At 69.7% G+C, this 12,630-nt stretch carries 14 protein-coding genes; 1 reads left to right on the top strand and 13 read right to left on the bottom strand.

The window, feature by feature from the left end:
* Nucleotides 1-8: 8 nt before the first annotated feature.
* From A6A29_RS33970 to A6A29_RS33915, 12 genes are all read right to left on the bottom strand, one after another.
* Nucleotides 9-1,778 carry a DNA cytosine methyltransferase gene (locus A6A29_RS33970; RefSeq protein ID WP_241838755.1) on the bottom strand — a complete coding sequence of 590 codons (1,770 nt, stop codon included), beginning with the start codon at nt 1,776-1,778 and terminating at the stop codon, nt 9-11.
* A 160-nt stretch (nt 1,779-1,938) separates the two neighbouring features.
* The gene (locus tag A6A29_RS45565) at nt 1,939-2,358 is read right to left on the bottom strand and encodes a hypothetical protein (protein WP_073726202.1); all 420 of its coding nucleotides are present in this window, start codon (nt 2,356-2,358) and stop codon (nt 1,939-1,941) included.
* Between the two features lie 80 nt (nt 2,359-2,438).
* Entirely contained in the window at nt 2,439-2,822 is a 384-nt protein-coding gene (locus tag A6A29_RS45560; RefSeq protein ID WP_073726200.1) for a hypothetical protein, read from the bottom strand.
* 86 nt (nt 2,823-2,908) lie between these two features.
* A complete protein-coding gene (locus tag A6A29_RS33955) occupies nt 2,909-3,370 on the bottom strand; it encodes a hypothetical protein (protein ID WP_073726198.1) in 462 nt (153 codons plus the stop codon).
* Between the two features lie 81 nt (nt 3,371-3,451).
* Complete coding sequence (locus A6A29_RS33950; RefSeq protein ID WP_073726196.1) at nt 3,452-4,399, bottom strand: hypothetical protein; 948 nt, start codon at nt 4,397-4,399, stop codon at nt 3,452-3,454.
* 80 nt (nt 4,400-4,479) lie between these two features.
* Nucleotides 4,480-4,911 (bottom strand): hypothetical protein, encoded by a 432-nt coding sequence (locus tag A6A29_RS33945; RefSeq protein ID WP_073726194.1) that lies wholly within the window; start codon nt 4,909-4,911, stop codon nt 4,480-4,482.
* A gap of 65 nt (nt 4,912-4,976) precedes the next feature.
* Nucleotides 4,977-5,231, bottom strand: coding sequence for a hypothetical protein (locus A6A29_RS33940; RefSeq protein WP_073726192.1), 255 nt, complete (start codon nt 5,229-5,231; stop codon nt 4,977-4,979).
* 117 nt (nt 5,232-5,348) lie between these two features.
* Nucleotides 5,349-6,173 (bottom strand): methyltransferase, encoded by an 825-nt coding sequence (locus A6A29_RS33935; RefSeq protein ID WP_073726190.1) that lies wholly within the window; start codon nt 6,171-6,173, stop codon nt 5,349-5,351.
* A gap of 172 nt (nt 6,174-6,345) precedes the next feature.
* Nucleotides 6,346-9,378 (bottom strand): ParB/RepB/Spo0J family partition protein, encoded by a 3,033-nt coding sequence (locus A6A29_RS47205; protein WP_079183141.1) that lies wholly within the window; start codon nt 9,376-9,378, stop codon nt 6,346-6,348.
* 66 nt (nt 9,379-9,444) lie between these two features.
* Nucleotides 9,445-9,609 carry a hypothetical protein gene (locus A6A29_RS45555; RefSeq protein WP_158074496.1) on the bottom strand — a complete coding sequence of 55 codons (165 nt, stop codon included), beginning with the start codon at nt 9,607-9,609 and terminating at the stop codon, nt 9,445-9,447.
* A 167-nt stretch (nt 9,610-9,776) separates the two neighbouring features.
* Entirely contained in the window at nt 9,777-10,448 is a 672-nt protein-coding gene (locus A6A29_RS33920; RefSeq protein WP_073726188.1) for a hypothetical protein, read from the bottom strand.
* Nucleotides 10,449-10,613: 165 nt separating this feature from the next.
* Entirely contained in the window at nt 10,614-11,243 is a 630-nt protein-coding gene (locus A6A29_RS33915; RefSeq protein WP_073726186.1) for a hypothetical protein, read from the bottom strand.
* Nucleotides 11,244-11,422: 179 nt separating this feature from the next.
* Between A6A29_RS33915 and A6A29_RS33910 the strand changes: the two genes are divergently transcribed.
* Nucleotides 11,423-11,959, top strand: coding sequence for a hypothetical protein (locus A6A29_RS33910; RefSeq protein ID WP_073726184.1), 537 nt, complete (start codon nt 11,423-11,425; stop codon nt 11,957-11,959).
* Between the two features lie 103 nt (nt 11,960-12,062).
* Here the strand turns inward: A6A29_RS33910 and A6A29_RS33905 are convergent, their stop codons facing one another.
* Nucleotides 12,063-12,563 (bottom strand): hypothetical protein, encoded by a 501-nt coding sequence (locus tag A6A29_RS33905; protein ID WP_073726182.1) that lies wholly within the window; start codon nt 12,561-12,563, stop codon nt 12,063-12,065.
* Nucleotides 12,564-12,630: the final 67 nt, after the last annotated feature.

The following is a 12,630-nucleotide window of genomic DNA, read 5'->3' as shown; positions in this document are numbered from 1 at the left end:
TTCGCAGGTCAGGCGGCCATTGCGTACCGGTCGATGCTCTCGCCGGTGATGCACTCGACCAGCGCGCACATCAGGACCTCAGCCACGTTCGGGGTGACCGCGTTGCCGTACTGCCTGACCCGGTTCCGCTTCGAGCCGAGCACCCGGTAGTGGTCCGCGAAGGCCATGGCGCGCCCGATCTCGTGGGGCTCCAACATCCGGAAAAGGACCTTCAAGAAGTCGTACTCACCAGCCCCGTTGAGCAGAGCGAACCGGTCGCGGGTGGGGAGCGTCCCGATCGGATCGCTCACCGGCCGGGCCGTTCCGTTGCCGTAGTACGGGACGAGCAGCCCGTCGAACGGGGTCACCAGGCCGTGGTGGTTGCCGCCGGCCGAGACCGTGTGGACCGGGTGGCCGAGGTGCCTCGCCTTCTCCTTGTCGCCGCCGCCGCGCATCGGGACGATGAACGGGGCGTAGGCGATGGCGGTCTCCGCGCGCGCGGTCTGCGTACGCAGGGGGTCCCCGACGCGCATCGCCTTCTTTCCGTCCCGCCCTTCGCACGGGATCAGCATGGGCGGGATCACCAGGCCGTCGCTCTCGACCGTGGTCCGGGTCGGCATGGGGGTGTCGACGCTGGTCCCGGCGTTCCGCCAGGTCCCGCCAGTGGGGACGAGGAGCGGAATCATCCGGCCACCCCTCGGCTCGGCGTCGCCGAACAGGTCGCCTTGCCCCTCGCCGATCTGGCCGTCGAGCTGCGGCCAGTAGCGGGCGGCGCCCGCGCGGATCCTCGCCATCGTGTTGGGGGCCAGGCCCTCCGGGGCGTCCTTGCTCTTGGGTCGACTGCCGATCGGCGTGCCCTTGATCGACCAGTCGATCGCCGCGGCGGCCGGAAGGACATCTGGGTGGATCACCGTGCGGCAGGACGTCTTGGGGCACTTGTAGTCGTAGCTGGACCCGTAGCGGCCCATGTCCTTACCGGACTTCCGGAAGACCTGGAGAGCCGCCACCTGCTCGTCGCAGGCCGGGCAGTAGGCCGCGGGGCGCAGCCACTTGTCCCAATCAGGCGTACGGCCCAGGCTCCGGTGCCAGTAGGCGACGTACAGGCGGTCGCGGGACTGCGGGGCCCGGTGCACGGACCTCGGATCGGCGTGCATCGAGTTCAGCGCGATGACCTTCGTGATGTAGCCCATCTTGTGGAACTCGCGCAGCCAGCTGTCCCACTCGGTCCACGCGCGGACGTCGATCACGTTCTCGATCACTCCGGCCTTGACCAGGCCGCCGCGCTCGATCACGCCTCGCAGGTAGAGCGGCACCTCCTCCATTAGCGCCCGCGATGCCTCTTCCTCGGCGGTCGGCTCGTTGTCGTCGTCCTCGCCGGTCTTGAACTGCGACTCCTCCATGTCCGCGTAGAGATCGAGGAGGTCACCCTGAACGGCCTTCGCGAAGGACCGCTTCTTGCCCTTGGCGATCGACCAGTTCGTGCATTCCGGGCTGGCCCAGAACAGATCGGTAATCGGCCAGGCCCAGACCGGGGCCTTGCGGATGTCGCCCATGTAGTGCGCGACGCCTGGGAAGTTCATGGCATGGGACTGCAGGGCCTGCTTCCAGTGGTTCGCAGCGCGCGCGACGCGCAGGAAGGGGACCGCATGGGCGCCCTGGGAGGAGCCACCTGCACCGCAGAACCAATCCATTACGGACAACTCGCCACCGTCGTGCTTGTAGGCGCGGACGCGGGCGGGGGCGTTGGCCGCTGCCGAGGCTTCCGCCCAGGAGCGGGTGGTGGAGTCGATGTAGGGCAAGGGTGGGCTCCTCTGGTGACTGTCGGGCATGGCTGTGCGAGCCGGGATTCCCGGCCCGGCTCGCACAGCTGACGGGCATTATTGGTTGGTCACTATGTCCAACGCGTGACGCCCCGTGAGGTTCCGGGATGACACGGAGAGATCGGGGGAAAAGCGCAGGTCAGACGGTTCCCTGGCGGGGAATGCGCGGCCGGTCCTCGAACCTCGGGTACGGGATCAGCGGGCGCATCCAGTAGTCCAGCGCGTACCACTGCCAGTCGTGCCCGCCGATGTCGTACCGGCTTTCGCTGTTGGGCTCGACGATTCGAACGGCTTCCTGGTGGCGCTCGCCGCCGAGGTCCATCCAGACGATGACGAGGACGACCGCATGCTTCTCGCCGCACACGTCGCCTTCGAGGACGTGCACAGTGTCGACCGAGCCGTGCCCGTACTTCTCAACCTCCTCCCCGGCGTCGTCCGCAATGCGGCGGACGGTGTCGAGGTCGAACCAGGGGCGGACGTGGCCTTCCTTCTGGTCATCGGGGTCGATCCAGGCCGGGTAGCGGTCGCGGCCGTTGCAGGTGACAAGGACTTCGATCATCGGGCTCTCCTTGGTCGGGTTCCGCGGTCGGGCATGCGTCGGCCCCGGGGCGGGCGCCCCGGGGTCGGGTGGAGCGGGGGTCAGGCGGGCGGGATCAGCACGGTGTACGCCTCGACGCCCTGGCCATTGGGGAGCGCCGTCCAGCCGCTGGCGCGCAGTTCTCCGGGGTCGGGGTCGATGAGCAGGGCGAGGAGGAGTGCCTTCTCGACTTGGGCGACCCGGGTGGGGCCGAACTGCCCGTCGTCCGGGAGCCCGTTGGTCCACACGATCCGCTCGCCGTCAACCACGGAGACCAGGTGGGTGAGGCCGTCCTTGATGGCGACGCAGAGCGCGCGGGTGTTGGGGACGACCTGGCGGAGGATCTCGCCGGCCTGGGCGGCGCCCTCTCGGAGTGCCGTGCAGGCGACCGGGTCGATGCTGTCGGGCGTGCTGGGGGGCGGCGCCTGGGGGGCGTGGTTGGTCATGAGACGTCCTCGTTCGCTCGGATTGGGGTGAGGGGGTGGCCCGGGGCGGGCGGTGACGCGCGCTCCTGGATCGAGGTGAGGCGTGGTCAGCCGAGGCGCAGGGCAGCGGCCTTGACCAGGTCGAGGCGGTACACCGACATGCCGTGCCGGGCGGGCAGGGCGGTGACGAGCGGCTTCCAGACGTCCGAGTTCTCGCGGCCGAGGTAGGGCGCCCACTCGTTCATGTCGAAGACGCCGTTCCCGCCATCGACGTGGCCGACGGCCTCGGTGAACGAGGTCTCCGTGCCGTCCGCCGTCCAGTACCGGCCGGTGGCGTGCAGGGCGCAGTCCTCCGTGGCGATCAGCTCTACGTGCGCGGCGTCGAACGGGGCACCTGGGGTGTTGTGCGTCAGGATGTCGCGGACGGCTGCCGCGGTGACCACGGCCATCACTCGGCCGATCCGTTGCTGCGCCTGGTGCAGGGCGGCTAGGGCCTCGTCGACCGCTGTGCTGACCGCGTCGCTGTCGGGCAGGACGTAGGCCGGGTTCTGGGGGCGATGGTTGCGCATGAGACGTCCTCGTTTGCTCGGATTGGGATGAGGGAGGGGGTCCGGGGCGGGCAGTGGTGCCCGCCCCGAGGCCGGGTGGGGCTACGGGCGGGCGGCCGGGAAGTTGATTCGGAAGAAGAGCGCCGACCGGGCGTCCGGGATGTGCTCCCATCCGGCGGGGGCCAGGGCCTCGTGGCCGAGCTCGTCGACCGCCTGACGGAGGACTTCGTCGGCCGCGCCGAGCGTTTCGGTGTCGAAGGTGTCGCCGTCGTCGGCGGTGTTGATCTCGGTGTCGCCGTCGAAGACGTCGATGATGCGGGCGTGGTCGTCGAAGAGGTCGACCGTGGCCGAGGTCGCGTTCGGTGCGAGGGTCCGGAGGATCGCCCCGGCCCTCCAGGTCGCGGCCTGCATCGGGCTGGTCGGCTGGTTGTCGCGGTGGAGGCCGCAGCGCTCGCACCACAGCTCGTGCCAGTCCGTGTGCTCACCGCACGCGCACCACCAGACCGAGAAGGACCAGGCCCATTCCCAGCCGCCGATGGGGTACAGGCCGTCGCGGCCCGGCTGGATGACGGTGACGGAGGTGTCGCTTCCTTCGTGCAGGTACATCCAACGGATCTGAATGACGACCGAGCGGGCCGCGCCTCGGCCGGTGGCTTTACTCCGGCGGGCGGCCTTGCGGGCGGCTGGGGTCGCCTCGGAGACCGTGGGCTTGGCTCCTCGGTCCAGGGCCCGCCAGGGGACGCGGACGGCGACCTTGACGGGCTCTTTGTCGCCCCACTCGTTGAGCGTGCGGGTCATGTCGCTGTCGATGATGTGGACCGTGTCGCGGCTGTCCGCGCGGCCGTCGATCACGTGGATCGTGTCGACGCTCTCGTAGCCGCATGCGTCGGCCATGCGGAGCGTCTGGGCGGACACGTCACGGGCGACGTCGAGGGTGAAGCTGGGGCTGACGAACCCGTTCCAGCGGCTGACGGGGTCGAGGGTGCAGTCGAACGGGCCGAAGTCGTCGATGCAGACGCGGGTTTCAATCGCGGGGCGGCCGAGGGCCATACTGGTCTCCGTGGGGTGTGTGACTGTCGGGTGGGTCCTGGCGGGCGGGGATTCCCGGCCTCGCCCGCCAGGGCTGAGGGTCAGAACAGGGTGGGCGGGGTCCCCTTGGGCTTGGCGCCCAGTTCGGGGACCTCTTCGCCGGTCTGCTCGCAGTACCAGCGGCCGAAGTGGGTTCGGTGGCACCAGGTCCCGGGGACCGCGAGCTTGTCGAAGCAGAGCAGGACGACCGGGCTGTCCAGGTCGTAGGACCCGGCGATGGCGGTGAAGACTTCGCGGATGCGGTCGAGGCCGGCTTCGTTGAGCTGGCGCCGGTACTGGAACTGGTAGGCGTCCTCGGCCAGGCCCTTCTTGGCCTGCTGGACGAGGTCCCAGGCGGGGGTAATCAGCTTCGCGTGCGCGGCCAACTTGTACGGGAGGGCGAACCTGGGGTGCCCGGCAGTGGTGCGGACGGGGGTGCCCATGTCGGGCGTGAACTCCTGGTAGGTGCAGGTGGCGAGTCTGAGCGCGTCCATGTGGTACTGGTTCCTTTCCGGAAGGGCCCGGCCGGGCCTTGGTGGCCCGGCCGGGGTAGGTGGGGTTAGCCCCGGCAGATACAGGTCGGGGAGGCCATGGGGGCAGAGCCGTAGGTCTTGAATGCCTGGTTGAGGATGGAGGTGAGGGACTGGCACAGGTGGCTGTTCTCGTCCTCCTTGGGGAGGTTGGTGAGCTGGGCCCTCATCCAGGCCACCAGGTAGCCCATGTCCTCTCCGGAGATCTCCATGGGCTTGTCGGACTGGAAGGCCGGCTGGAAGAAGGTGATCTCCTCCTCGGAGGGGGTGGAGGGGGTAGTCATGATGGGGGCCTTTCTGGTGAGAAGTGGTTATTGGTTGGTCACTATGACCAACGCGTGACTCTCCGCGAGGTTCCGGGGGTACCCCGGGTATTTCGAAGAAAGGCGCAGGTCAGAGAGTTAGGCGGCGAACAGGTCGAGCTGGCGCGGCTGGCGCTGGTGCCAGTCGTGGGTGCGGAGCGGGCCACCGGCGTAGCCGGGGACGTACACGAGGCACGTCCGGACGGTCGTCCCGCTGACCGCGAAACTGTCCTCGGGCAAGGGCTCGATCTCGCCGCCGACCCCGTCCACCATCGCGCGGAACTCGACGCTCGCCCTGTCGCTCCACCACCGCAGCCCGTCGCTCATGACGGCGACGAGGATGCCGTCGTCGGTCATGTGCGAGATCGCGTGCTTGATGTGGTCGAGCCCCTCATTGAAGGGCGGGTTCATCACGACCCGGTCGAATCCCACCTCGTACCCCAGCGGGTCCATGGCGAGGAAGTTGGTGGCGACGACCCGGCGGCAGTCGCCCTGTTCGCGGAGGATGTCGGCGCGCCGCTCGTCGACCTCAACCGCGTCGATCACGCCGCCGCGCCTGGCGATCTCCTGGGTGAGCGCCCCGGCCCCCGCCGAGGGCTCCAGGACGGTCATCCCGGCGTAGATCCCGGCCAGGTCGCAAACTTGCATGACCAGCGGGTGCGGGGTGGGGAACCAGCCCGTCTCGTACCGACTGGGGTACTCGCCGGCCGCGATGCACTGGCGCATGTGCTCCTCGATCCGGTGCGGGAAGACGTGGGCGCGGACGCTGGTCCGACTGTCCCACCGGCCGCCCATCTCCTTGAGCGCCTCGTTCATCTGCCGCCAGACCGCGAGGTCGAACTGGAACGGAGTGTGCACGCGGTCGGCTCGAATGACAGTGCGCGGGTCGGCGAGGACCGCTAGGACGGTGTCGGGAAAACGCATGGGGGCTCCTTCGATCGCTGCGGGGTGTGGTCGGGGTGCTGGCCGGGGTCCGAAAACCCGTGAGGGCCGCTGTGGCGGCCTCGTTTGGCCTGGGGGTGGGTTGGGATGGGGGCTGATTTCGCCCCCACCCCTCCTGTTAGTGGCAGGTCACTATGTCCGGGGCGTGCAGGGGTCAGACGGCCTCGGGCTCGGCGGCCTCGGTGACGGCCTCCGGGTTGAGCCGGATGCCGTCCGCCCGGATGGCCGCGATGGCCTGGGCCTGGCGCAAGGTCTTCGTCGCCCGGAGCGCAACCTCTCGCAGGTGCTCGATCCGGAGCATGTGGCCGGGGACCCCTCCGGGCGTACCGGCAAGGAGGAGGGCCAGCTCCTCCGGGTTCGCGGTGGCCAGCTCGGAGAGGATCGCGCCGAGGTCGCCGAGCTTGTCGATCTTCTTCGTCAGCTTCGAGCGCTCGGCGGCGATCCGCTCGCGCTCCCCCTCGGGGACGTCCAGCGAGCCGGGCAGCGCCTCCTGCCTGTCATCACCGGGGGCCTCCGGGGACTCTTCGGCCAGGACGAAGAACGATCCCTGCTCCTCCTGGCGCTTCTCCTCGTCCCGGGCCGCCTGGGCGAACGCCTCGGCCTCGCGGGTCGACCGGAACTCGCCGCGCGCGTGGCGGGCGAGGAACCGCATCTGGTTGCCCGTGTTCAACAGGCTGACGTACCAAGCGAGTCCGACCGTCAGGTGACCCTTTTCGAGGGCTTCGCGGGCAGAGTCACAGAGGCGCAGGAGGTCGATCCTCCAGCCGACGTACGCCGGGGACTTGCCGACCATCTCGGCGATCTCGTCGATGCTGAACTTCGCGCCCTCCAGCCTCTTGAACGCCTTGGCCTCCTCGACCGGGGTCATGTCCACGCGGCCCACGTTCTCCGCGGTGGCCATGGCGAGCGTTGTGCGCGGATCGTTGTGGACGCCGTGGAGCACGAGCGCGGTCATCTCGGTGAGGCCAGCCGCCTTGGCGGCCCTCCACCGGCGCTCGCCCATGATGAGCCGGTACCGCTTGGTCGCCGTGATGTAGACCACGGTGATGGGCTGGAGCTGGCCGAGCTTCCTCATCGACTTGGCCAGCTCGTCCAGCTTGGCCTGGTCGAAGTGCTCGCGGGGCTGGGTCGGGTCGCGGTCGATCCGGTCGATCGGGATCGTCTTCTGGGTCGCCGCCTTGGCCTTCGCCTCGGCCACCTGGTCAGCTGCGACCTCCCGGCGCTTGCTGACCTTGGCGGGCTCGGCGACCTTCTTGGCCGGGGCCTTGCCGTCTGCCGTCTTCTTCGCTCGTGGGGCGCGCTTGGGCGCCGCCTCCTTATCGGGCGCGGGTGCCGCGACCTCGGTGGCGACCTCGGTGGTAGTGACGGGCATGGCGGGCTCCTGAGAGATGGAGGGTGTTAGTGGTTGGTCACTATGACCAACGCGTGTATCCACCATGCGGTTCCGGGTAGTTCCGGAAGAATCGCAGGTCAGGGCAACTTTTTCGACATCGGCCATCTCTTCCGCACTCCGGCGACCGGTGACCATGTCCCACTGGATCAGGTAGACCTCCGGGCCGGGCACCGACACCGACCTCGGGTTGGACCTGAGGACCTTGTGCCAGCCCCCGAGGGCCTGCACGTAGTCGCCCCTCTCGAAGTCGCCCCGCCCCCACACTTTGGGCTGCTCGGGCTCCTGGACCGCGGGCTCCCCCTGGACCGCGGGGTCCTCCTCGACCTGGGCCTCCTTCTCGATGGCGGGCTCCTCCGCCGGGGTCGCCGCGGGCTCCTCCTCGATGGCGAGCTCCGGCGCCGGCTGCTCTGCGACCGCCTTGGGCTCCTCCTTCGGGACGGGCACGATGGCGCCGCTGAGCCCGTTCGCAGGGCCGCCTCGCCACCCGGTGCCCGCGGGCATGTACCCAGCCTCGGCAAGGACCTGGTTGACCTGGGTGCCGAGCTGCTCCGACCACACCGACTCGGTGTACGTCGTGCCCTCCGCCGCGGTGAGCGTGACGGGCGGGTGATCCCTGTGCGGCTGATTCCTCCCGTTCAGCCACGTCAGGGTGGCCTCGGGCGCGCGCCACTGGGCCTCTACCCTGACCCCCTTCGGGATCTTCGGGTCGGTGCGCTTCTTCGGGGTCGCCTTCTTCGCTGCCGCGCGGGCGTTACGGATCGCGGCGGCCGGGGCCTTGTCCGATGCTTCGTCGGCGAGCTTCTTGCCGGGGACCTTGCAGTCGGCGAGCCAGGCGTACATCGCCTCTTCGGGGCATCGCCACTGGACCTGGGTGTAGTCCGCGGTGTGCGTGCCGACCCGGCCGCCCTCCGTGGCGTCGTCCAGGGTCATCACCGGCTTCGGGGCGTAGCGCAGGTTCCAGGCGACCGACAGCGTCGCCGGGTTGACCCGGACCACCTGGTAGTACGAATCGAGGTAACGCACGAAGTCGCCGGGGGCGAAGTCGCCGGGCCCCCACACCTTCACACCCTCGGCCACGGCCTTCTCGACGAGCGCCTCCCAGTGCGCGATCTCCTCGGTGAGCTCGCGGATGCGGCGCTCCCTCTGCTCACTGGGCTCCCACCCCCGTTCGACGACTTCCGCCCGGTCGCGCTCCAGTGCGCGCAGATCAGCGCCCAGCTTCTTCAAGCGGCGCAGGGTGCGGTGAGGGTCGTTCCGGTGCTGCTCGTAGTTCTCGGCGGCCCCGGTGCGGTTCGCCCAGTACGAGGCCCGGTCGCGCTCTTCGACCGAGCGCCGCATGTTCGTGTCGATCCGGTCCGCGTCCCGGCGGGCGCGACGCTCAGAGTGGTGGCCGACGAGGATCGGCTGGCCGAACTCGAACCGCTTCGAGATCTGGTCGGCGGCCTCCCGCCGGGCGTCGGCCGAGGCGGTGGCCCGGCTTGCACGGTCGGCGAAGCGGTCGGCGCGCTCCTCAGCGCTCTCCCGGCGCTCGGCCTCAATCTCCGCGAAGGTCCGCGGGTCCTCGTCGTCGATCTCGATCGTCACCGTGTGCCCCGCCTCGCGGAGCGCAGCCGCGGCCGCGTTGATTCGCCACGAGGCTTCCTTGTCCCGGGAGCCGCGGATGTACAAGCCGGTGACGTGGCGCGAGGACCGGAAGTTGTGGTGCTTCACGATCTCGTACACCCCGTCGCCCTTGGTGGAGCCAGTGAGGATCGTGCCCTCCGTCCGGGTGTGGTTGATCTCGATGTCGGCCATGCCGACCACCTCCGTTCTGGAATGGGTACGGCCCGGCGGTTGCCGGGCCGCTGAGCGTGCAGGGGTTCAGAGGGCGCGCAGGGCGCCCATGGCGGTCTCGACGATTCCCGCCGTCTGGCCCCAGGTGGCGACCTTGTTGAGGACCTCGGTGCGGAGGCCGGTGTTCAGCCGGGTCCAGTGCGTGGCCTGGGCCGCTGCTGCGAACACTGTGTTCCGGGTGGTGGCGTCCATCGTGGGCTCCCTTGATGGTGGTGTAAGTGGTTGGTCACTATGTCCAACGCGTGTATCCACCATGTGGTTCCGGGTGCACTGGCAGAGATCGAGGGAGTTTCGCAGGTCAAGGCCCCTGCGGGGCAGCCAGTCAGGCAGGGCCGGAACGCCCCGCCCGGGACTGGCGGTCATCCAGCGAGGATCGCCTCGCCGACCGCGGTGAGGGTGACCGGCTGCCCCTGGTGCAGGGAGCGGGAGGCGTCCGACACGGCCCAGCCCTTCGAGATGACCCACTGGACCATGTCCACCCGGGGGCGGTCGCCCCGCTGTGCCCTCACGACCAGGTGGCCGACCTTCTTTTCGCCGAGCGTGACGCCGTTGTCCCGGACGGCCGCCAGGGTGCGCATCTGGGCCGGGGTCACCTTCGGGATCTCAACTACCTCCGGGGTCGGGGCCGCCTCCTCGGCCGCCTCCGGGGTGGACTCCTCGACCTGGCCCTCGTCGATCACCATGCCGTTGGTCGTGCTCAGGAAGTTGCGGAGACCGTCTTGCTCGGCGAGTCGGGCCGCGTTGGTGACGAGGCTGGTGCTCAGGCTGATGCCGTATCCGAGGAGGTCGTTCATGGCCTTCTCCCGTTCGGCGACCAGGGCCTCGCGGGCGCCGTTGCGGTCGATCCGCCGCATCAGCCGCACCCAGGGGGTGGCTGCGGCTTCGGCGACCAGGACGCTATCGATGGCCATGCTGAGCTGCGAGCCGTGGCGGGCGAGGAGGTCAACGAGGCGCGTGCGGGCGGTCTCGGCCTGCTCGAAGTGCCGGGTGGCCTGCCGGGTGAGGAGGTCGGTGGCGGTCGTGGCGTCCATTTCGGGCTCTCCCGTGGTGAGGGTGTTAGTGATTGGTCACTATGCCTAACGCGCGTCCCCCCTGGGGGTACCGGGGTAGCGGGAAGAGATCGAGGAAGTTTTCGCAGCTCAGAGGCACGCCGGGGTGCCGTCGAGGCGGGCGTGAGTCTCCGCATTGCAGGCGGGTTAAGCGGGGTCGGCCACGCGAAGGAGGCGGGCCTCGCGGCGCTCCCGGCGCGCCTGGGCGGCTGCCGCCAGGGCGATCTTGCGCAGAGCGTTGCGGTCGAGGGTGCCGCGGGTCACGGTGCGCCGTACGTCGACGGCCACCTTGGTGCAGCCCTCGCGGATCAGCTGCCGGGAGAGGTCGAGGGCGTCTTCGGCGTCGCCGGCTTCCGCGACCAGCTCAATGTAGTCGGCGGTGACGGTGACGTGCGCCGGGATCTCTTCGTCAAGGAGGGCGGACGGGGGCACAGGCGGGGTCACCGGGCAGTTCAGGGAGGCGGAGGGAACCCTCGTGTACGTGGAGGTGCGGGTGCGGTAGTCGTTGCGCTTGCTCTGGCGGGACCAGCGGGCCTCGATCGCGGCCGGGGTGCTCTGCTGGACCTCGTGCATGCAGGTGAGGAGTTCAACTCGGAGCGTCAAGCGGACCTCGCGGCCCGGCATGACCTCCTCGACCCGCGAGGAAGGGCGGTCGGGGTAGCTGGTGACCAGCACTCGCCGGTAGGTGCCACTGTCGTCGATGTATACGAGTGCCATCGCGGCTTCCACGTCGTCGTGGAGGTTGGGAAGGGTGTTCTGGCGGATGGTGGCGCGCATGGTGCCCCCTGAGGTTGAGGTAGAGGTTGGTCACTATGTTTAACGCGCGTCACCCCCATGCGGTTCCGGGGTAACGGGAAGAGATCGAGGAAGTTTCCGCAGGTCAGCGGCCCTGTGAGGCGTCCCGGTCGGGCTGGTCGTCGCGCCTGGCATAGTGACCATCCCCGTACAGTGAGGGCATGACGCGCTCGGCTCTTCCTGACGAATTCGCCTTCCTCGCGCACCTTGGCGGCGAGCCAACCCTTGAGCAGGCGAAGGCGCTGACCCGCACGTCGCTCGCCGTGCCCCCGCTGCGGGTGTGGCTCGGGGAGGAGCGTCGGCGTACGGCGCGGGCTCTCCTCGACGGCCCGTACGACCGCAGCGACATTGGGACCGTCATGGGCGTCAGCAAGCAGCGGGTCTCCGACATCGCGTGCGCGCAGCCCCGCGAGGCCACCCTGCCTGAGCAGTTCGCCGACCTCGCGCACCTCGCCGGCGAGCCAACCCTTGAGCAGGCGGGAGCGCTGACTCGCACGTCGCTCGCCGTAGGCCCGCTCTTGGCATGGCTCCGGGATGGGCGGCAGCGTACGGTGCGTGCCCTCCTCGACGGCCCGTACGACCGCAGCGACATTGGGACCGCCTTGGACGTCAGCAACCAGCGGGTCTCCGACATCGCGGCCGGGCACCTGGGACCGTGGGCGCGCGGCCAGGCCCGGAAGGCACGTCCGCAGGCCTAGGAGCCGACGACACGCGACCGCCCGCCACCCTTTCCAGGGTGGCGGGCGGTCGACGTCTCCGGGGGCGGGTGTCCGGACAGTGTCCGGGCGGGTGTCCCAGGGGCTACGAGCCGTCGTTCGCGGCGGCCTGGAGGACGAGCGGCCACGCGGAGTATGAGGCATCGGCGAGCGCCGCCGCGTGCTCCTGCGACTGGTCGGCCAGGTCCGTGGTGTCCGCGTGGAAGGTGTCAACTAGCTCGGCCGCCTGGTCCGCGAGGTCGTCGAGCGCCTTCTGCCGGGCGTACTCGGCCCGCAGGTCGTGGACGAAGCCGAGGCCCTTGCCGGGGGCTCCCTCGAAGGAGCGGCTGCCGATCACGATCGCGTCGACCGTCTCGGTCTCGACCATGTACCACGCCAGTACCTTTGCCCAGGCGCGCGCCGAGTTGTGCTCGGCGACCGTGAACCACTCGACCGGGTCGCCCTCGGCCCGGCCGGGTCCGGCGACCGCCACGGTGAAGACCCTGGCGGCCTGCTGGTAGTCGTTGGGCACGTCGTACAGCGGGCGGTGGGTGAACTCCTCGGCGGGCTGCACCTGCGGGCGGGCAACCTGGGTGGCGGTGCTCATCATGCTGTCCTCTCTGTCCGGACACCGTCCGGGCCGTTGTCCGGCCGGTGTCCGCGTGCGGGTGTTG

It is taken from the genome of Streptomyces sp. TSRI0281 (assembly GCF_001905125.1).
GTDB lineage: Bacteria > Actinomycetota > Actinomycetes > Streptomycetales > Streptomycetaceae > Streptomyces.
This window is presented reverse-complemented; position numbering and strand designations above follow the sequence as displayed.